This window comes from Micromonospora sp. WMMD1155 (genome assembly GCF_029581275.1).
Lineage (GTDB): Bacteria > Actinomycetota > Actinomycetes > Mycobacteriales > Micromonosporaceae > Micromonospora.
On sequence record NZ_CP120742.1, the window covers coordinates 6,006,603 to 6,026,799 of the forward strand.

Here is a 20,197-nt window from a genome sequence, read left to right on the forward strand (position 1 = left end):
GGTTGACGACCACGAGATGCGGGGCGCACGCCGGTTCGTGACATCGGTGCGATGTGACGCCCGCCACGGCCTGCGTCGTACGGCTGTGCCCACTAGCGTTGACGCGATGAGCCGATCAGGCGCCGCTGGTAGGGCACCGCTGTGGCGGGACCGCACCTTCGGCACGTACTGGGTCGCGCAGTCGCTCTCGGCGGCCGGCGACTCGTTCGCCTATCTCGCGGTGCCGCTGCTGGTCCTCCAGGCGACCGGGTCGGTGGCGCGGATGGGCCTGCTCACCGCCGTCGCGGGTGCGGCGTCCGTCGCCGCCGGGGTCTTCGGCGGCGTGCTTGTCGACAGGTACGACCGCCGCACCCTGATGATCGTGGCGGACCTGACCCGGTTGGTGCTCTACGGCCTGGTGCCGCTGGCGTGGCTCGCCGGCCCACAGGTGTGGCTGCTCTTCGTGGTGCTGCCGATCTGCGAGGCCGCCGGCATGGTGTTCCAGGTCGCCGCGGTGACCGCGGTGCGCAACCTCGTCGACCGGGATCGGATCACCGAGGCCAACGGCCGGTTGCAGGCGACGTACGCGGCGGCCGCCGTGCTCGGGCCGCTGCTCGCCGGTGTGGTGGCGGCCCGCTTCGGCCCGGCGACCGCCGTCGCCGTCAACGCGGCGAGCTTCGCGCTCTCCTCCGCCGGACTGTGGCTGATCCGTCTGCGCCCCGCACCTGTCGACACCGGCACCCGGGAGCGCCCGTTGGTCGAGTTCCTCGCCGGTGCGCGGTTCCTGTGGCGGCAGCCCGTCCTGCGCGCGCTGACCGTCCTGCTGTCGGTCTTCATCTTCCTGACCTACGGCTTCGTCGACGTGCTGATCTACCACGTCACCCATGACCTCGGCCGCTCCGAGGGCACCGTCGGCACGGTGCTCGGGCTGGCGGCGCTGGGCACGGTCACCGGTGCGCTGTTGGTGGCCCCGCTGCGCCGACGACGCGGATTCGGCGCCACCTGGATCGGCGCGCACGCCGTCTGCGGCTTCGCGGTGGCGGGCGTCGGCCTCGCGACGAGCGTGCCGGCGGTCACCGCGCTGACCGCCGTGTACCTGTGTTGTCTGAGCGTCGGCGGGATCTGCTCGATGTCGCTGCGCCAGGAGATCACCCCCGACCACCTGCTCGGCCGGGTCACGTCGGCCTTCTGGAGCACGCACTACGCCCTCGGCCCGGCCGGTGCGGTCGTGCTGACCTGGGCCGCCGGTCGATACGGTGTGGCGGTGGTCACCCTCGCTGCGGGCGCGGGATGCCTGCTGGTCGCGGTCGGCGGCCTCTTCAGCCCGATCCGCCGCGCCGGAGCGGAGCCGACCGCGGCGCCGTCGGGGCTGAGCGCGGCCCCGGCCGGCGGCACCATCGGCGGTTGAGGCCCTGTCGAGCTGATGCCACAAACGATTCACCTGTCTGAGAGGGCCGGCCCGGGCAGCGGCGAGGCGATCGCGCGGGGTGGCGGGGCGATCGCGGCCGGGAGGCCGGGGGCGGTCGCGCCGGGGTGGCGGGAGGCGGTCGAGCCGGGGTGGCGGGATCGATCGCGCCGGGTGGCGGCAGACGCAACGGCGGCGCGGCGGGTCCCGATTCGTTTGTGACATCAGCTCCACAGGACCCGACCACCGCCACGGGGCCCCGAGCGAGAGTCGATCAGAACTCCTGGTACATGACGTGCAGACCGACCCGGCCGAGGGTGGGGTGACGGAATGCGCCCGGCACCGTGCCGATCACCGCGAAGCCCTCCCGCCGGTACAGCTCCACCGCCGACCTGTTGCTCTCCGCGACGGCGTTGAACTGCATGCCCGCGTACCCCTGCTCGCGGGCCCAGGTCAGGGCGTCGCGGCACAGCGCGGTGCCGACGCCCCGGCCCCGGGTGTCGGCGGCGACCATGAAGCTCGCGGTGGCGACGTGCCCTCCCGGCCCCGGCTTGTTGGCGCCCATCTTCGCGGTGCCCAGCACCCGCTCGCCGTCCACCGCGACGACCGTCCGGCCCGGTGCCATCTCCACCCACACGGCGTACGCCTGCTCGGCGGTCATCGCCGGGTCGTAGGTGAAGGTCTCCTCCGCCCGGATCACCTCCTGGATGATCGGCCACACCTGCGACCAGTCCGCCGCTTCGAAATCCCGAATCCGCACGGTCGGCACGCTAAGGGATGTCTCGTAACCCTGGCGTCTGTCCGTTGAGGATGGTCGGGCAGGATGCCGGGGTGCAGGTGATCACGGCAGCTCGCTCGGAGTGGATCTTTCCGTTCACCGGGTTGCAGCCCGCTCAGTTCCGCAAGCTGGTCCGGCTGGTCGCCGAGCGTGGCGGTGAGGGCATCGCCGATGGCCGGCCGGGCCGGCAGTGGGCTCTTGACCTCGCCGATCGGGTGTTGCTCGTCGCCGCGTACTGGCGCACGAACCTGACGATGCGCCAGATCGGTCCGCTGTTCGGGGTGTCGCACTCCGCGGCGCATCGGGTCATCGACACCCTCGCGCCGCTGTTGGCCCTGGCGCCGGTGCGCAAGCGACCGGTCGAGCAGATCGCGATCGTCGACGGGACTCTGGTCCCGACCCGCGATCACCGGCTGGCCGCCCGGAGCAAGAACTACCGGTACTCGACGAACCTGCAGGTCGCCATCGACGCCTCCACCCGCCTGGTCATCGCCGTCGGCGACCCGCAGCCGGGCAACCGCAACGACACGATCGTCTACCGCACCTCGGGCATCGCCGAGACGTTGGACGGGCGGCCGGTGATGGCCGACGGCGGCTACCGGGGCAACCCGGAGGTGATCATGCCGTACCGCAAGCCCTCCGACGGCAGTTCCCTGCCGGACTGGAAGGAAGCCCTCAACGTCGAACACCGCACGGTTCGAGCAGGGGTAGAACACGCCCTGGCCAGGATGAAGAACTTCAAGATCCTGCGCGACTACCGCCGCGCCGGCCACACATTGGCCGAAGCCGCTTCCGGCATCGCCAACCTCCACAACATCATCCTGACCGGCTGACCACCGGCCCGGTCCAGGGCAACACCTTCACCCAGTTACGAGACATCCCTTAGGCGGCGGCCCGGCGTCGGAGCAACGAGAATTCGGTCAGCTCGTGGCGAGCGCGGCGATCTCCTCATCGAGCAGACTCGTCAGTCGGGCGTGCCGCCCCGGGTGGGTGCGAGCAGTCATGCCACGGCTGGGCATCTCCACTGTCATCAGCAGGTACAGATGCAGCCGGTACAGACCCAGCCGACGACGCGCCGAGGCGTCCAGCAGCAGCGGCTCGGCGGCGGCAGCCCGGTAGCCGCGCAGCAACGGATGCTCCGGGTCGTCCTCGACCCGCCGGTACAGCAGCGGCGAGACCAGGTCCAGCAGCGGATCGCCGTAGAGGAACCGTTCGCCGTCCACCAGACCGCGCAGCCGCAGCCGGCCGTCCGCGTCGGGCGCGGCCAGCACGTTGCCGTCCCAGCAGTCGAAGTGCAGCAGCGCCGGGCGACGCACCTCGTCCAGCACGTCGGCGTGCCGATCCACCAACGTGTGCAGGCGCTCCGGGGAGAACGGCAGCCGGACGTCCCAGTCGGACGCGTCGGCGAGCAGCGCGTCGAGCATCGCCGTTAACGCGGCCCGCCAGGTCGACCCGGACGGCCGGTCTCCGTCGTAGCCGAACCGGTCGCCGGTGATCCGGTGCACCGCGGCGAGGGCCGCCCCGAGATCGTGGCGAGCCGGGCCGTCGTCGCCCGCGACACCGGCCCCGGCCAGGTCGGACAGCGACCGGCCGGGCAGCATCGTGGTGACCAACCACTCGCCGTACGCCGCGTCGGCGCCGTGATGCAACACGACCGGCGTCGGCACCTCGGGCGCACGGTCGGCGACGAGCCGGAAGTAGTCGGCCTCGGCCGCGCAGAGCCCGCGCTCGTAGCGCAACAGCGGAGTCCCGGCCGGCGGAGCCACCTTCAGCACCACCCGGCGGTCGTCGTCGAGCGACGCCCACCAGACCGTGGCGTATCCACCTCCGGTCAGCGGCCCGGTGTCCCGGACCCGGGTGTGCGGCCCGAACGACGCACTGATCAGATGCGCCACGTCGGTGCTGGTGAGAGGCCGCTGGGTCGGGCTGACCTCGGTCACGTCGCCGCCTCCCCCCGCCGTGCGCGCGGCATCGCGCCGGCGGTGGCGCGGACGGCAGGCGGAACGGGCCCGGCGCTGGCCCGGCGGACCAGCTCGGCGGCGAGCACCTCGACCCGGGGCGCCGGTGCCCCGGGACCGAGCACCAGGGACATCGCCCGCGCTCCCATGTCGACGAGGGGCAGTCGGACGGTGGTCAGCGCCGGGGTCACGTCGCGGGCGATCGGCATGTCGTCGAAGCCCACCACTGACGTCTGCTGCGGCACGGCCAGCCCGCGCGCTCGCAGGGTGGCGAGCGCGCCGATGGCCATCGAGTCGTTGAGCGCCACGATCGCGGTCAGCTCCGGATCGGCGTCGAGCAGTCGAGCGGTCGCCTCCGCGCCGCCGTCGCGGTCGAACTCCGCGTACCGGATGCGCCGTTCCGGCAGCTCGCGGCCCTGCTCGGTGAGGGCCTGACGGAGGCCGGCCAGCCGATCGGTCGTGGTGGTCAGGATCCGTGGCCCGGCGACGACACCGATCGCCCGGTGCCCCAGCCCGCACAGTTCCCGACCGGCCAGGTAGCCGCCGGTCCGGTTGTCCGGCATCACCGCGTCGCCGGAGTGCTCGTGTCGGCCGATCACCGCGACCCGCCCGCCGGTCGCCTCGTACGCGGCGAGCTTCTCGTTGAGCTGCCTGGTGAACGCCTCGTCGTGGTAGCCGGAGCCGGCCAGGATCAACGCCGCCACCTGGTGCCCGCGCAGCAGCTCCACGTACTCCAACTCCCGGTCCGGGTCCCGGTAGCTGTTGCAGATCATCAGCAGCCGGCCCTGGTCGGTGGCGACGCGTTGCAGCCCACGGGTGATCTCGGCGAAGTACGGGTCGGAGACGTCGTGCACGATCACGCCCACCGCGCTGCGGTGTGAGCGCGCCAGCAGTTGGGCGTGCGCGTTCGGCACGTACTGCAACTCGGCGACGGCGGCGAGCACCCGCTCACGCAGCTCGTCGGTGACCGGTTTGCTGCTGCCGTTGATGACACGGGAGGCGGTGGCGGGTGAGACGCCCGCGCGGCGCGCCACATCGGACAGGGTCGCCATGGCCCGCCCCCTCGATCTGTTGACGGCGTTTCGTCGTGCCGACTAGCGTCACGGTACCGCAGAGAAAGCCCTTTCCCGCAGGGAGGCCCGGCCGTGTCCGACAGCTTCGCGGTACTTCAACTCGACGAACTTCCCGCCCGGCGCTGCTCGTGCGGGACCACCCGCCGAGGCTTCATCGCCGAGAGCGACGGCCAGGCCAGCGTCCACCTGCTCCAGGTGCAGGACGCGGTCACCCACCACCACCGGATCGCCACCGAGTACGGGCCGGCGTGTCCCTGACCACCTCCTGACCGACCCCATCACGGAGGCACCGATGAAACGCACCGCCACCACCATCCTGGTCACCGCCGCCCTGCTGTTCGCCGCCACCGGCTGCGGTGGGGACGACTCCGCCGGCACTACCGGCGCCGACGGCAGGAAGCAGGTCACCCTGACCCTGAACTGGGTGCCCTACGGCGAGCACGCGCCGTTCTACTACGGGCTGCAGAACGGCTACTACTCCGCCGAGGGCATCGACCTGAAGATCCTGCCCGGCAACGGGTCGGGCAACACGGTCAAGCAGGTCGCCCAGAAGCAGACCGACTTCGGCTGGGCCGACAGCCCGGTGCTGCTCAAGTCGGTGGCCACCGGGATGCCGGTGCGCAGCCTCGGCGCGTACCTGGAGAAGGGCCCCTCCTCGGTGGAGTTCTTCGCCGACAAGGCCGTCAAGACACCGGCGGACCTCAAGGGCAAGACCGTCGGGGGTACGCCCGGCGACGCCCTCTACGCGACCTTCCCGGCCTGGCTGGAGAAGAACGGCCTCCAGCAGACCGACGTCAAGGTCGTCAACGTCGACGCCGCCGGCAAGATCGCAGCGCTGGCCGAGGGCAGGGTCGACGCCATCATGGGCTTCTTCCACGACCAGGCGCCCACCATCGAGAGCAAGACCGGCAAGAAGGTCGACGTCCTGCTCTTCGCCGACTACGGGATGAACCTGCTCGGCACCGGCCTGATCGCCAACACCCAGACCCTGCAGAAGGACCCGGAGTTGGCCCGCAAGTTCGTCAAGGCCACCCAGAAGTCCTGGGCCGACGCCGCCCGCGACCCGGCCGGCGCGGTGACCGCGATGGCCGCGCTCGCCGAGAACGAGCCGGCTCCCGAGGTGCTCACCAAACAACTCACCCTCGTGCTGCCGCTGCTCGGCGGCGAAGGGCCCCCCGGGGTGAACACCGAGGCCCAGTGGACCGAGACCATCGACCTGATGTCCCGCTACGCGGAGCTGAAGGACCCGGGCGCGCCCGACGCGTACTGGGACTCCTCGTACGCGGCGCAGGGGTGACCCGGTGACCGCCGCGCCGGCAGCCACCGGCACCGCCATCGGGATGTCCGGGGTGACCGTCCGGTTCACCTCCCGGCGGTCGCAGACCACCGCGTTGGACGACGTGTCGCTGGACATCGAACCCGGCGAGTTCGTCACGATCGTCGGCCCGTCCGGCTGCGGCAAGTCCACCCTGCTGAAGATCGTCGCCGGGTTGGTCACGCCGACCAGCGGCGCGGTGTCGCTGCTCCGACGCCCGGTACGCGGCCCGCAGAAGGAGATCGGCTTCGTCTTCCAGAAGGCCGCCCTGTTGGAGTGGCGCGGTGCCCGGGCCAACATCCTGCTCCAGGCCGAGATGCGCGGCATGGACCGCGCGCAGGCGGCCCGCCGGGCCGACGAGCTGATCGAGATGACCGGCCTGACCGGCTTCGAGAAGGCCCTGCCACACGAGTTGTCCGGCGGCATGCAGCAGCGGGTGGCGCTCTGCCGCGCGCTGCTGCACTCCCCGCCGGTGCTGCTCATGGACGAGCCGTTCGGCGCCTTGGACGCGCTGACCCGGGAGCAGATGAACGCCGAGCTGCACCGGATCTGGCGGGAGACCGGCACCACCGTCGTGCTGGTCACCCACTCCATCGCCGAGGCGGTCTTCCTCGGCACCCGGGTCGTGGTGATGAGCCCCCGGCCCGGCCGGATCATCCGCACCTTCCCGGTCGACCTGCCGGCGCACCGCGACTACGCCACGGTGATGTCGGATCCCCGTTTCGACCGGCTCGCCACCGACCTGCGTGGGTTGCTCGGCAGCGCGGCCGCCAACCACTGAGCGCGGATCGGCACGACCAGCACGACGGAAGGAACACCATGACCCGCAGGTCGATCGGCATCATCGTCAACGGTGTGACCGGACGGATGGGCTACCGCCAGCACCTCGTCCGGTCGCTGCTGGCCATCCGCGAGTCCGGCGGCGTGACGGTGGCCGACGGCACGACCATCTGGCCGGAACCGGTCCTGGTCGGGCGCAACGAGACGAAGCTCCGCGAGATCGCCGAGCGGCACGGGCTGACCGACTGGACCACCGACCTGACCGCCGCGCTGGCCCGCGACGACGTCGAGATCTACTTCGACTCCCAGGTCACCCAGCAGCGGGAGAAGGCGATCCGGCAGGCCATCGAGGCCGGCAAGCACATCTACACGGAGAAGCCCCTCGCTGAGGACACCGCCGCCGCGCTCGACCTGGCCCGGGCGGCGGACGCGGCCGGCGTACGCACCGGCGTGGTGCAGGACAAACTCTTCCTGCCGGGTCTGCGCAAGCTCAAGCGCCTCGTCGACGGTGGCTTCTTCGGCCGGATCCTCTCGGTGCGCGGCGAGTTCGGCTACTGGGTCTTCGAAGGTGACTGGCAGCCCGCCCAGCGACCGTCGTGGAACTACCGGGCCGAGGACGGCGGCGGCATCGTGGTCGACATGTTCCCGCACTGGCACTACGTGCTGGAGGAGCTGTTCGGCCGGGTGCGGGCGGTGTCCTGCGTGACCGCCACCCACGTGCCCGAGCGCGTCGACGAGGCCGGTCAGGCGTACCCGGCCACCGCCGACGACGCCGCGTACGCCGTCTTCGAACTCGACGGCGGGATCATCGCGCAGATCAACTCGTCCTGGAACGTGCGGGTGTACCGCGACGAGCTGGTGGAGTTCCAGGTCGACGGCACCGAGGGCAGCGCGGTGGCCGGGCTGCGCACCTGTCGGGTGCAGCACCGGGCGGTCACCCCGAAGCCGGTGTGGAACCCGGACCTGCCGGCCACCGAGGACTTCCGGGCCCAGTGGGCCGAGGTGCCCGACAACGAGGAGTTCGACAACGGCTTCAAGGTGCAGTGGGAGGCGTACCTGCGGCACGTCGTCGCCGGTGAACCGTTCCGCTGGGACTTCCTGGCCGGCGCGCGCGGCGTGCAGCTCGCCGAGTTGGGGCTGCGCTCCGCCCGCGAGGGTGCCCGGGTCGAGGTGCCGGAGCTGCGCTCATGACGGCCGAGGTGATGCCACCGGTGACGGCCGAGGTGGTGCTGCCGGGCGGGCGGCGGCACCGGTTCAGCGCCGCCGAGGGCTTCGCCCGCCCGACCGCTCCGGCGACCAGCCGCATCGCGTACGCCGCCGCGCACGTCGTCGCCGACCCGACGGCGGAGAACGTGCCGGGTGCCCCGGCGGCCGTGGACTGGGACACCACACTCGCGTTCCGGCGGCACCTCTGGTCGTACGGGCTGGGGGTCGCCGAGGCGATGGACACCGCCCAGCGGGGGATGGGGTTGGACTACCCGGCCACCCGGGAGTTGATTCGCCGCAGCGCCGCCGAGGCCCGCGCGGTGGGTGGTCGGATCGTCGCCGGGGTGGGCACGGACCAGCTGCCGACCGGTCCGGCGACCCTGGCGGCGGTCACCGCCGCGTACCTCGAACAGCTCGGCGACGTCCGCGCGGCCGGCGCCCGCCCGGTGCTGATGTGCAGCCGGCACCTGGCCGCCGCGGCGCGCGGCCCGGATGACTACCTCCGGGTGTACGACGAGCTGCTGAGTGCCGCCGACGAGCCGGTGGTGCTGCACTGGCTGGGCCCGATGTTCGACCCGGCGTTGACCGGCTACTGGGGTGCCGTCGACCTGGACCCGGCCGCCGACACGGTGGTCGAGCTGATCAAGGCGCACCGGTCCACGGTGGACGGCATCAAGGTGTCGCTGCTGGACGCCGACCGGGAGGTCGCGCTGCGCCGTCGGCTCCCCGCCGGGGTGCGCCTCTACACCGGTGACGACTTCCACTACCCGGAGCTGATCCGGGGCGACGAGGTGGGGCACTCCGACGCGCTGCTCGGGGTGTTCGCGGCGATCGCGCCGGCCGCCGCCGCCGCGTTCGCCGCCCTGGACCGGGGGGATCTGGCGGCGTACGACGAGATCTTCGCGCCGACCGTGCCACTGGCCCGGCACCTGTTCGCGGCCCCGACCTGGCACTACAAGACGGGCATCGTGTTCCTGGCCTGGCTGGCCGGGCACCAGGACCACTTCACCATGGTCGGCGGTGCGCAGTCCGGCCGGTCCCCGGCGCACCTGGCCACCCTGCTCACCCTGGCCGACGCGGCCGGGCTGTTGCCGGACGCGGACCTCGCCGCGGCCCGGGCGCGGGCGTTCTTCAGCGTGGCGGGAGTATCGCAATGAGCCTCGCGCGCTTCTCGTTCAACCAGGCCACCGCCCAGCGTTGGCCGCTGCCGGACGTGGTGGCCGGCTGCGTGGCGGCCGGGGTGCCGGGCATCGGGTTGTGGCGCGAGCCGGTCGCCGAGTACGGGTTGGCCCGCTCGGCGAAGCTGGTCCGCGACGCCGGTCTCGCCGTCACCTCGCTGTGCCGGGGCGGGTTCTTCTCCGCCGACGACTGGCGCGCGGAGAACCTGCGGGCCATCGAGGAGGCGGCCACGGTGGGTGCCCCGGAGCTGGTGCTGGTGTCCGGTGGGCTGCCGCCGGGCAGCCGGGACATCGACGGTGCCCGGCGGCGGGTCGCCGACGCCATCGCCGAGTTGGCCCCGCACGCCGAGGCGGCCGGGGTGCGGCTGGCGATCGAGCCGCTGCACCCGATGTTCGCCGCCGACCGCTGCGTGATCGCCACTCTGGGCCAGGCGCTGGACATCGCCGAACGGTTCGACCCGTCGGTGGTCGGCGTGGTCGTGGACGCGTACCACGTCTGGTGGGACGACACGGTGTACGCGCAGATCGCCCGGGCCGGTGAGTGGATCGCCGCGTTCCAGGTCTGCGACTGGGTGACGCCGCTGCCGGAGGGGGTGCTGCTCGGCCGGGCGCTGCCCGGCGACGGGTGCATCGAGCTGCGCCGGTTGCGCGAGGCGGTGGACGCGGCCGGTTACACCGGCCCGATCGAGGTGGAGGTCTTCTCCGCCGAGGTGTGGGCGCGCCCGGGTGCCGAGGTGCTGGACGCGGCGGTGGACGGCTACCTGCGCCACGTTGTCTGAGGGTGCCGTACGGCGCTGGCCGTCGGCGGTCGGCGCGTGGCTGGGCATCGGCACCGCACCCGCCACGCTGGTGCTCGGCGCGGCGATGGCCGCCCGGCACGGCGGGGCGGTGCCGGTGGCCGGTCTGCTGGTCCGCGGGGCGCTGCTGGCGGTGGCCTGCACGCTCGCCGGCGTGGGTGTCGCGCCGCTGCTCGGCCTCGCTCTCGCCGGGGTGTGCACGGTGCTCTGGCGGCGTCGGGGCGCGCGGTGATGTCGCTCAGGAGTTGCCGCGGTGGTCAGCCCACTCGTGCTCCAGGACGGACATGTCGTGGGCGTCGACCCAGTCGCCGTCGAAGCACAGGGCGTGGCGTCGGGTGCCCTCGTGGACGAAACCGATCTTCTCGTAGACGTGTCGGGCGCGGGGATTGAAGTCGAAGACCTCCAACCCCACCCGGTGCAACCCCAACTGGTCGAAGGCGTAGCCGAGCACGAGCCGGGCGGCCTCGGTGCCCAGACCACGACCACGGCCCTCCGGCCCGACCATGGTGCGGAAGTTGACGCTGCGGGCGTCGGGGTCCCAGGAGTTGAGGACGACCTCGCCGACGACACGATCTGTCGCCTTGTCCACGACGACCAGGTCGAGCCGGTCGTCGGTGGCGCCCCGTGAGCCGTACCAGTCGCGGCTGCGCTCCAACGGTGGGGGCTGTCCCAGATCGGCGCTGCTGGTCACACTGCCGGTCAGACGGGCCACGTCGGGGTCTGCCATGACCGCGGTCATGGCTTCGGCGTCGTCGGCGGTCGGTGGCCGCAGCGTGACCAGGCGTCCGGTCAGAGTCGGCTTGTGGCTGAGATCGATCATCGGGCTCTCCCCCGTGGACTCCCGGATGTCACGGCCTGGCCGCCTGACCTTAGCCGGTCGAGGTCCGGGGTGGGCAACCACATATCCGCCGGCGCGGGCGGTCGCCCGGTCGTCGACCGTGACGCCTGTCGGGGTCGTCGAGGTGGCGGGCGCAGGTCCGGCACCACTCGCTCAGGCGGCACCTCGGTTCGTGGCCACCCAGTCGCGGGAGGCGGTGAACTTCTCCACCGGATCGCCGAGGACCTGTCACGGCCACTCGGTGACCATCCGTCGAGCAGCGCGAACGCGTGCGCGGCCTGATCATGAGTGACCACTGCGGAGCGCGGGTGGGCGCCGTCGGCGGGGTCGCTGCTCCGGCGGCATCGGCAAAACATGATCTAGGCGTGGCCGGCGGAACGTGATCTTATACGCACCGGCGATCCGAAACACTCTCCGAACCCTCGATTAACCATCGGCGGCTTAGGTGGGGGAGCGCTCCCATGAGCGGGTCGCGATCGGAACAGTGCTCCACAAAGGAGCCATCGAAAGGAGCCTCGTGGCTACCAGCACGAGCGGAAACAGGGTGCGAAGACTAGCGATACCGACGCTGGTCCTCGCCCTGGTCACCGGAACCACCGGCGTCGCGGGAACGGCGGCGGCGGCACCCGCAGGACCGTCGGGTGGCGGCGGCATCGGCTATTTCACCGCCGGGTCCGACAAGAAGGTCACCCTGACCGACGGCGCCGACCGCCGGCCGGGCGGCAGGAAGGCTGCCGACCAACAGGCCACGGCGGACGAGACCCGTCCCGGCATGTACATCGTCGAGCTGGCCGAGGAACCCCTGACCTCGTACGCCGGCGGCTCGGCCGGGCTGGCGCGGACCCGCCCGCAGGCGGGTGACCGGCTGGACGTGACGTCGGCACCGGCACGGGCCTACCGCGGCCACCTCGACGCCCAGCGCAGCGCCGTCGCCGCCGCCGCGAAGGTGCAGGTCACCGCCTCGTACACCACCGCTTTCAACGGGTTCTCCGCGAAGCTGACCGCCGAGCAGGTGACCGCGTTGCGGGCGGACAAGCGCGTCCGCGCCGTCACCGCCTCACGGGCGCTCGGCACCCCGACGCCTCCGCCGACCGCGCCGGCCCCCGGCGCCCCGGCACCCAGTGCCCCGGCCACGCCGACTCCTGGCGAGCTGGACCAGTCGGCGGGAGCGGATCCCGCCGGCAAGCCGGACAAGCCCGGTAAGCCCGGCCCGGGTGCGGATCCCGCCGGCAAGCCGGACAAGCCCGGTAAGCCCGGCCCGGGTACCGGTGCGGGCATGGTCATCGGCGTCCTCGACACCGGCATCTGGCCGGAGAGCGCGTCGTTCGCCAAGAAGATGCCCGCCCCGGCGAACTGGCGCGGCACCTGCCAGACCGGTGTGGCCTTCGTGGCCGAGCACTGCAACGGCAAGATCGTCGGCGCGCGGTACTTCGCCGACTCGTGGCTGGCTTACGGCGGCACGGTGCCCGAGGGTGAGTTCCTCTCCCCCCGCGACCTGTCCGGACACGGCACGCACACCGCCTCCACCGCGGCTGGTCTGCCGCTGCCGAACGTCACGATCGACGGTCGCCGCTTCGGTCCCGTCTCCGGGGTGGCCCCGGACGCCCAGATCGCCGTCTACAAGGTGCTCTGGGGTGGCATGGGCTACGACGCCGACATCATCGCCGGCATCGACGCCGCCGTCGCCGACGGCGTGCAGGTCATCAACTTCTCGATCGGCTCCCAGCTCGGCGACTGGGAGGCCAACACCCCCATCGGTATCGCGTTCCTCAACGCCACGCTGGCCGGGGTCTTCGTGGCGGCGTCGGCGGGCAACACCGGCATCGTGAGCGGGGCGATCAGCAACGCGGCACCGTGGGTGACCACGGTCGGCGCGGCGGTGACGAAGCTCGACGAGGCGACGGTCAAGCTGGGCGACGGCACGAAGCTCGTCGGCGGTTCGCTGGACGCGCTGCCCGGTGGCGGCTCGCTGCCGATGGTCTTCGGTGACCAGGCCGGCTCGCCCGACCTGGGCGCGGTCTACTGCGAGCCCGGCAGCCTCGACCCTGCCAAGATCAAGGGCAAGGTCGTCGCCTGCGCGCTGTCCGACATGTTCGGCTCCGCCGCCGAGATCAAGGCCAAGGGCGGGGCGGCGATGGTGGTGTTCGACCCGGTCGGCAACTACCGGATCAACTCCATCTTCAACTTCCCCGTGGTCTACCTGCCGACCGAGAAGCAGGCCGGTGAACTCTTCAACTACCTGATGCGCCACCCCACCGACGCGACGGCATCGGTGCGCGCCGGCGGTGACGGCTCCAGCGTTCCGGGCCTGCCCAGCGTGGCGGACTTCTCCTCCACCGGCCCGGACAAGGTGACCCTCGGCGTCTTCAAGCCCGACCTGGTCGCGCCGGGATCGAACATCATCGCCGCGGTCTCGCCGGCCGGCAACTTCGGGCGGAACTACGACGCGTACTCCGGCACCTCGATGGCCTCGCCGTACGTGGCCGGCGCGGCGGCGATCCTGCGCGCCACCCACCCGGACTGGTCACCGGGCTCGGTCGCCTCCGCGCTGCGGACCACCGCCACCGACACCGTCGGCACCAGCGACCCGCTGGAGCAGGGCAGCGGCTTCATCAACCTGGCCAAGGCCACCGACCCCGGCCTGGTCATCCAACCGACGGCGAAGGAGCTGGTCACGTTCAGCGAGACGGCCCAGCCCGACGGCAAGGAACTCAACCTGCCGGCCGTCTCGCTGCGCGAGTACGACGGCACCCGGCCGGTGACCGTCACCCGCACCCTGACCAACGTGGGCAAGGCGAAGGAGACCTACCGGTCGTCGGTGTCCGGCCTGCCCGGCATGAAGGTCACCGTGTCCCCGGCATCGGTCACGTTGGCACCCGGAACCTCCGCGACGGTGACCATCACCGTGCGTCGGGGCAGCGCACCCTGGGACCGGTACGTCACCGGGTCGATCACCTGGCAGGGCAAGGCCCACAGCGCCCGGATCCCGGTCGCCGCCCGCCCGTGGGGCATCACCCCCCGGCCGTACGCCGACGACGGCGAGGAGTTCGGCCGGATGACCAACGGTGCGTTCGGCTCGCTCCAGCCCGGCTTCACCGGGCCGTTCGCCGGCCGCAGCACCGGTTACACGCCGATGCAGCGGACGTCGTACTCGATGCCGGCCGGCGTCTACGGCGGCGTCTTCGACCCGAAGGCCACCGGAGTGAAGAAGGTCGACTTCACAGTGCCGGCGAACACCGCGGGCATCGTGGTCGAGACCACCACCGACGACCCGAACACGAACCTCGACCTGTACCTGTACAAGGGCGACAAGCTGATCTACAGCAGTGACAGGTACTGGACCAGCACGGAGCAGGCCTACAAGTTCCTGCCCGAGCCGGGGCGCTACACCGCGTACGTGTTCGCGCAGTACCCCGGTGGCCCGGTCGTCGACTTCCAACTCGGGCACGCCGTCATCGGCCGCAACGCCACGTACGCGGGTGCCACGCTGGAGGCGCCCTCCACCGTGGAGCGCGGCCTGACGTACGGGTTCACGCTGAAGCCGAAGAGGCCGCTGGGCGACGGCGACTTCTGGGCGTACACCGAGTGGAACATCAACGGCACGGTCGTCCCCGGCAACCTCGTCTCCACGTCGCAGAGCTCCTGGGAGTAAATCGTCGTGAACCGTGGGGCGGTGCCGTCGCGCACCGCCCCACGGCCCTGGTCCAGAATCAGAATGCCAGTCGCTCGACGAAGGCGCGGCGCGAGCTGACGTCGCTCAGCGGCAGGGCCGTCAGCTCGTAGCCGAGCTGGGTGTAGGCGGCGACCATCGCGTCGTGGGTGCGTACCGCCTCGGCGAAGTCCTGGTGTCGCTCGCTGTCGTTGGCGTATATCGCGGGCCACGGAGGGGCGACGAAGACGCGCCGGTGGTAACGGAACTGCCGTGCCGCCTCCGCCACGTGGTCCGGTACGGGCCAGCCGAGCAGAAGGTGGTAGCCGAGCACATCCGGGATCCCACGATCGAAGAAGACCGGGCCGGTGTGCTGGCCGGCTTGGCGGTAGGAGCGGATCTCCCAGCTCAGCGTGATCTCGGCGTACAGCCGTGAATCCGTGCCATGCAGGGCGCGCCCACCGATCCGGAGCTGGTCCTGGATGATCTGCCGCCCGGCTTCCTCGACGCAGGCATGTCCGGCATACCGCAGGCTCTCGAGCAGCGTGGTCTTTCCGGATCCCGGTCCACCCGTGATGACGACGTACCGGTTGTTCATGCGGGCTCCCTGAAACGGTCGGCGATGGGCACGCAACGCAGATCTTGGACAGTTTCCGTTCTCGCGTAACTGTTCTCGCGTAACGGAAACTGTCCAAGATCTCGGTTGTCAGTTCACGCCCGAACCGGCGGCGGTGGCGGGCGGGGTCGCCCGCCACCCCCAGGCGGTCAGTTGACCGTGACGGTCAGGTTGATCGAGCGGGTTTCCCCGCTCGTGTAGGTGGTGGTCACCCGAGCCGTGAACGTGCCCTTGCGGGGGTAGGTGTGGGCGATCGAGCGCAGCGTCGCCCCGTGCGTGATGGCGCTGTTGTCGCCGAAGTCCCACGCGTAGTCGGTGATGCTCTGCCCGGACGGCGCTGTCGCGGTGGCGGTGAGCGTGGTGTTCAGTGTCCCGGTGCCGCTGGCCGGGTTCGCGGCCAGGGACAGGGTCCCGCCCGGTTCCTGTTTGACGCCGGCGCCGTTGAACCGCAGCCAGTCCAATGCGAGCAGGTCAGGGGTGCCGCCGATCTGGGCGGTGTTGACGAACTTCGCGTACAGGGTGGTGGTGCCGGTCGGCTTGTTGGTCAGCGTGACGGTGGGGGAGACCAGGTTGTCCCACCCGCCGGTGGAGCCGATGGCAGCCGAGCCGATGAGCGTGCCGGTCGGCGAGCCGGTGCGCAGTTCGATGGTGCCGCCGAGGCCGCCGTTGGTCACCCCGAGCGTCACCGAGCCGACGTTACGCAGGTCCACCGGCCCGTACGCGATCCAGTCGTTGTGGTCGACGTCGCCGAGCCGCTTCCCGGCGCGGGCGGTGGCCCGGTCGTTGACGGTGACGCCGGACTGGGCGCTGAAGTGTTCGGCCTCCTTGCTCTTGGGCTGCAACTGCACGCGGGTCGAGCCGGTCAACGCCGGTGCGCCGGTCGCGCCGCCGTCGGTGTACTGCGCCGTGATCAGGGTGTAGAGGTTCTGCCCCGGCCCGTGCCCGTCACCGGCGTCCGCCTCGGTGGAGAGCAGCCCCGAGCAGCCGGTGTAGACGTCCAGGGGGTGCGCGTGCGAGTCGTGGCCGAGCTGCGTCTGCACCGTCACCTTGGTGCAGTCGATCGTGGTGTCCTCCGGGTCGGTGACCGTCACCGTGAACGGGATCTTGTCGCCGAAGTCGAAGAAGCCGCCGTCGGGCACGTTGAGGGTCACCGTGGGTCGGGTGTTGCCGACCACCACGTCGGTGACCGCGGTGGCGGTCAACCCGTTACCGCTGTTGCGCACGGTCAGTCGGGCGGTGTGCTTACCGGCGCTGGTGTAGGAGAAGGTCGGGTTGGCGGCGGTCGAGTCGGTGGTGCCGTCGTTGGTGAAGTCCCAGGCGTAGCCGAGGGCGGTGCCGTCACCCGCAGTCGTGCCGGCCGAGGAGAAGCCGACCGTCAGCGGCGCGCGTCCGCTGTCCGGGGTGGCGGCGATCTTCGCGGTCGGTGGCCGGCCGTTGGCCACGTAGTCGATCCGGTAGATGCCCGCGCCGGCGTTGCTGCCGCCGCGACCGCTGCCGGTGCCTTCGCCGAAGTCGATGACGTAGAGCGAGCCGTCCGGGCCGAACTCCGCCTCGAAGGGCTGGATCCAGCTCATCGTGCCGAAGATGCCGTTGATCGACTGGAGGTCGCCGACGGCGGTCGGCCCGAAGCGCGCGTTGCTGAACGTCTGCGCCGTCTTGTGGATCGAGAGCGTCTTGAACCACCTGCGCGTCAGTTCGTAGGTGATCCACTTACCCTCGAAGTACTCCGGGAACTTCGTGGTGCGGGTGTTGGCCGGGTCGTAGTCGTAGACCGGGCCGCTCATCGGCCCGCCACCACCGGTGCCCAGCTCCGGGAACTGGGTGGACGCGGAGTACGCGTACCAGACCAGTGCCGACTTCGCCGCCGGCAGGCTGGTCAGGCCGGTGTTGTTGGGGGAGTTGTTGACCGGCGCGGCACAGTTGAACTTCGCCCCCGAGGTGTTGGTGGCGAAGTCGAAGTCGTTGAACGGGATGTTGTTGCCCACGCAGTACGGCCAACCGTAGTTGCCGGCCGTGGTGATCCGGTTGAACTCGACGGTCCCCTCCGGGCCGCGGTTCGCGTCGGCGGCGCGGGCGTCCGGGCCGTAGTCGGCCACCAGCACCGCGTTGGTCTGTGGCTCGACGGTGATCCGGAACGGGTTGCGCATGCCCATCGCGTAGATCTCCGGCCGGGTCCGCGCGGTGCCGGGGGTGAAGAGGTTGCCGCTGGGCACGGTGTACGTACCGTCGGACTGCGGGGTGATGCGCAGGATCTTGCCGCGCAGGTCGTTGGTGTTGCCGGCGGTGCCCTGGGCGTCCCAGGCGGCGCGGCCGGAGCGTTCGTCGATCGGGGTGTAGCCGCTGGACGCGAACGGGTCGGTGTTGTCGCCGATCGCCGCGTAGAGTCGCCCGGCCCCGTCCATCGCCAGCGAGCCGCCCATGTGCGAGTTGGCCCGGCCCTCGCCCCGGTAGGTGGGGATGGTCAGCAGGCGTTTCTCCGAGGAGAGCGCGACGCTGTTGTCGGCGACCGTGAAGCGGGACAGGTTGAGCTGTTTGAGCGTCTTGTCCGACCAGAGCAGGTAGATCCAGCCGTTGCCGGCGAAGTTGCGGTCCAGGGTCATCCCGAGCAGCCCGTCGGACTGGTCGGTCATCGCCGAGGTGTACGCGAAGTCCAGCAGGGTGGTGACCTGGAGGGTGTCCTGATCGACCACCTTCAACGCGCCGGTGCGCTGGATGTAGTAGACCTTCCGGTCCGGGGCGACGGCCAGTTCGAACGGGTCGGCCAGGTTCTCGGTGACCAGACCAACCCGTTCGAAGTTGCTGGTCTTGGTGGCCGAGCAGTCGCCGGCGACCGCGCCGGCGGCCCACTCGATGCCGTAGCGCAGGTGCTCCAGGAAGGTCGCGCTGCTGAACTGCGCGCTGGCGTGCCCGCCGGCGGTGAACCAGGACCGGCCGCCGTCGTAGCGCTGACACCAGGAGTACGCATGGTCGACGCCCTCGTCCAGCCCGTTGATCCCGTCCCGCACCTTGATCTGGGCGAGGGTGTGCACGTTGCCGGTCGGGTTGGTCCGCCAGTTGTACCACTCCTCGCTCTGCTCCCAGAGCTCCGGCAGGTTGCGGGTGGAGGGGTGCGCCCGGTCGAGCACCTTGACGCGGCCGGGGAACGTGCCGCCGGTGGACGAGAAGTCGGGGTGGTAGTCGAAGATCGTGCCGACCAGGCCCTCGTACCACTGCCAGTCACGTTCGCTCGCCGACGCGGCGTGCAGGCCGGCCCAGCCGCCACCGTTGCGGATGAAGGTCTGCAACGCGGCCCGCTGGCTGGCGTTGAGCAGGTCACCCGAGGTCGGCAGCGAGTTGGTGTTGTTGAACACCAGGGCGTCGAAGGTGGCGAGGTTGGCGTCGGTGAACGCGGCGGCGTCGGTGGTGGCGACGACCTCGAAGTTGTGCGCGGTGCCGAGTTGCTGGATGGCGGCGATGCCGGCCGGGATCGAGTCGTGGTAGAAGTTCGTGATCTTGGAAAAGACCAGCACCCGGAAGCGGGGGGCGGCCTCGGCGGGCAGGGCGGTGGTGGTGCTCACCACGGCGATGACGGCGAGCAGGATGAGGCAGAGCGAACGGAGGTTTCGGGGCATGGGGGCGCTCCCTGTTGGACGGTGAGGGGCCGGAAAGCGCTTTCTCGCTGCCCGCATCACGGTACTGACAGCCAGTGACGAGCGTCAATAGCACGGAGGCAAGCGGTTTCCTGGCGCGGGGTCACCGCATCGGAGTTTCTCCCCTACGATCGGTGGCGGTCGACCTGGGGAGGTCACGTGACGACAGCATCGCCTTCGGACCGGATCGACACCAGCGTGGTGCATCCGGCTCGCCGCTACAACTACTGGCTCGGCGGCAAGGACAACTTCGCCGTCGACCGGGAGTCCGGGGACCAGATCGCCGCCGTCTACCCCGGGGTGCGCACCCTCGCGCGGGAGAACCGGGCCTTCCTCGGGCGGGCGGTGCGGTTCCTCGCCCGGGAGGCCGGTGTCCGGCAGTTCCTCGACATCGGCACGGGCATCCCGAGCGCCGACAACACCCACGAGGCCGCCCAGTCCGTCGCCCCCGAGTCCCGGGTGGTCTACGTCGACAACGACCCGATGGTGCTGGTCCACGCCCGTGCGCTACTGACCAGCGATCCGTCCGGTGCCACCGCTTACCTCGACGCCGACCTGCGGGACCCGGAGAAGATCCTCGCCGACCCGCACCTGCACGCCACGCTGGACCTGTCCCAGCCGGTGGCTCTGGTGCTGATCGCGGTGACGCACTTCCTCAGCGACGACGACCGCCCGCACGAGCACGTCGCCCGGTTGCTCGACGCGCTGCCGTCAGGCAGTTGGCTGGCGCTGACCCACTTCACCACCGACCACATCCCCACCGAGATCGTCGAGCGGATGGAAGCCGAGTTCGCCTCCGGCCGGATGAAGCAGGACGCCGTGCCCCGCGACCGGGCCGAGTTCGCCCGCTTCTTCACCGGTCTGGAGCTGGCCGAGCCGGGCATCGTCCCGGTCACCGAGTGGCGCCCGCAGGTGCCGGCGGAGCAACGACCGCCGCTGGCCGACGCCTCCATCTACGGTGCGGTCGGTCGCAAGCCCTGACCGGGGCCTGGTTCG

General features: G+C 71.2%; 17 protein-coding genes. 11 read left to right on the plus strand and 6 right to left on the minus strand.

Going from position 1 to position 20,197, the window contains the following annotated elements; genetic code table 11:
* Positions 1-106: 106 nt before the first annotated feature.
* A complete protein-coding gene (locus tag O7617_RS27385; RefSeq protein WP_282259079.1) occupies positions 107-1,387 on the plus strand; it encodes an MFS transporter in 1,281 nt (426 codons plus the stop codon).
* A gap of 271 nt (positions 1,388-1,658) precedes the next feature.
* Here O7617_RS27385 and O7617_RS27390 read toward each other — a convergent pair whose 3' ends face one another.
* On the minus strand, positions 1,659-2,144 hold the full coding sequence (locus O7617_RS27390; RefSeq protein WP_282259081.1) for a GNAT family N-acetyltransferase: 486 nt from the start codon (positions 2,142-2,144) through the stop codon (positions 1,659-1,661).
* 71 nt (positions 2,145-2,215) lie between these two features.
* Between O7617_RS27390 and O7617_RS27395 the strand changes: the two genes are divergently transcribed.
* Positions 2,216-2,995: a transposase family protein gene (locus O7617_RS27395; RefSeq protein WP_282258046.1), complete on the plus strand. Its 780-nt coding sequence runs from the start codon at positions 2,216-2,218 to the stop codon at positions 2,993-2,995.
* Between the two features lie 87 nt (positions 2,996-3,082).
* On the opposite strand, the gene O7617_RS27400 is transcribed toward O7617_RS27395, so the two are convergent.
* Together O7617_RS27400 and O7617_RS27405 are read right to left on the minus strand one after the other, a co-directional pair.
* Positions 3,083-4,102, minus strand: coding sequence for a phosphotransferase (locus O7617_RS27400; RefSeq protein ID WP_282259083.1), 1,020 nt, complete (start codon positions 4,100-4,102; stop codon positions 3,083-3,085).
* Positions 4,099-5,172: a LacI family DNA-binding transcriptional regulator gene (locus tag O7617_RS27405; RefSeq protein ID WP_282259085.1), complete on the minus strand. Its 1,074-nt coding sequence runs from the start codon at positions 5,170-5,172 to the stop codon at positions 4,099-4,101. The genes O7617_RS27400 and O7617_RS27405 overlap by 4 nt, the downstream gene beginning before the upstream one ends.
* A 93-nt stretch (positions 5,173-5,265) precedes the next feature.
* On the opposite strand from O7617_RS27405, the gene O7617_RS27410 reads away from it, so the two are divergent.
* Genes O7617_RS27410 through O7617_RS27440 form a run of 7 tightly spaced genes read left to right on the plus strand, consistent with a single transcriptional unit; the run spans position 5,266 to position 10,701 of the window.
* Positions 5,266-5,451, plus strand: coding sequence for a hypothetical protein (locus O7617_RS27410; protein ID WP_282259086.1), 186 nt, complete (start codon positions 5,266-5,268; stop codon positions 5,449-5,451).
* A gap of 34 nt (positions 5,452-5,485) precedes the next feature.
* Entirely contained in the window at positions 5,486-6,490 is a 1,005-nt protein-coding gene (locus O7617_RS27415; RefSeq protein ID WP_282259087.1) for an ABC transporter substrate-binding protein, read from the plus strand.
* Between the two features lie 4 nt (positions 6,491-6,494).
* Positions 6,495-7,289 carry an ABC transporter ATP-binding protein gene (locus O7617_RS27420; RefSeq protein WP_282259088.1) on the plus strand — a complete coding sequence of 265 codons (795 nt, stop codon included), beginning with the start codon at positions 6,495-6,497 and terminating at the stop codon, positions 7,287-7,289.
* Between the two features lie 38 nt (positions 7,290-7,327).
* On the plus strand, positions 7,328-8,479 hold the full coding sequence (locus tag O7617_RS27425; RefSeq protein ID WP_282259089.1) for a Gfo/Idh/MocA family oxidoreductase: 1,152 nt from the start codon (positions 7,328-7,330) through the stop codon (positions 8,477-8,479).
* The gene (locus O7617_RS27430; protein ID WP_282259090.1) at positions 8,476-9,651 is read left to right on the plus strand and encodes a dihydrodipicolinate synthase family protein; all 1,176 of its coding nucleotides are present in this window, start codon (positions 8,476-8,478) and stop codon (positions 9,649-9,651) included. The genes O7617_RS27425 and O7617_RS27430 overlap by 4 nt, the downstream gene beginning before the upstream one ends.
* The gene (locus tag O7617_RS27435) at positions 9,648-10,451 is read left to right on the plus strand and encodes a sugar phosphate isomerase/epimerase family protein (RefSeq protein WP_282259092.1); all 804 of its coding nucleotides are present in this window, start codon (positions 9,648-9,650) and stop codon (positions 10,449-10,451) included. Before O7617_RS27430 ends, O7617_RS27435 begins: the two co-directional genes overlap by 4 nt.
* Complete coding sequence (locus tag O7617_RS27440; RefSeq protein WP_282259093.1) at positions 10,444-10,701, plus strand: hypothetical protein; 258 nt, start codon at positions 10,444-10,446, stop codon at positions 10,699-10,701. Before O7617_RS27435 ends, O7617_RS27440 begins: the two co-directional genes overlap by 8 nt.
* 6 nt (positions 10,702-10,707) lie before the next feature.
* Here the strand turns inward: O7617_RS27440 and O7617_RS27445 are convergent, their stop codons facing one another.
* On the minus strand, positions 10,708-11,289 hold the full coding sequence (locus O7617_RS27445) for a GNAT family protein (protein ID WP_282259094.1): 582 nt from the start codon (positions 11,287-11,289) through the stop codon (positions 10,708-10,710).
* A 562-nt stretch (positions 11,290-11,851) separates the two neighbouring features.
* On the opposite strand from O7617_RS27445, the gene O7617_RS27450 reads away from it, so the two are divergent.
* Entirely contained in the window at positions 11,852-14,959 is a 3,108-nt protein-coding gene (locus O7617_RS27450; RefSeq protein ID WP_282259095.1) for a S8 family peptidase, read from the plus strand.
* 58 nt (positions 14,960-15,017) lie between these two features.
* Here O7617_RS27450 and O7617_RS27455 read toward each other — a convergent pair whose 3' ends face one another.
* Both O7617_RS27455 and O7617_RS27460 read right to left on the minus strand, forming a co-directional pair.
* The gene (locus tag O7617_RS27455; RefSeq protein WP_282259096.1) at positions 15,018-15,554 is read right to left on the minus strand and encodes an AAA family ATPase; all 537 of its coding nucleotides are present in this window, start codon (positions 15,552-15,554) and stop codon (positions 15,018-15,020) included.
* A 167-nt stretch (positions 15,555-15,721) separates the two neighbouring features.
* Positions 15,722-19,183, minus strand: a complete 3,462-nt coding sequence (locus tag O7617_RS27460; RefSeq protein WP_282259097.1) for a ThuA domain-containing protein — start codon at positions 19,181-19,183, stop codon at positions 15,722-15,724.
* Between the two features lie 177 nt (positions 19,184-19,360).
* On the opposite strand from O7617_RS27460, the gene O7617_RS27465 reads away from it, so the two are divergent.
* Positions 19,361-20,182 carry an SAM-dependent methyltransferase gene (locus tag O7617_RS27465; RefSeq protein WP_282259098.1) on the plus strand — a complete coding sequence of 274 codons (822 nt, stop codon included), beginning with the start codon at positions 19,361-19,363 and terminating at the stop codon, positions 20,180-20,182.
* The last annotated feature ends 15 nt before the right edge of the window (positions 20,183-20,197 follow it).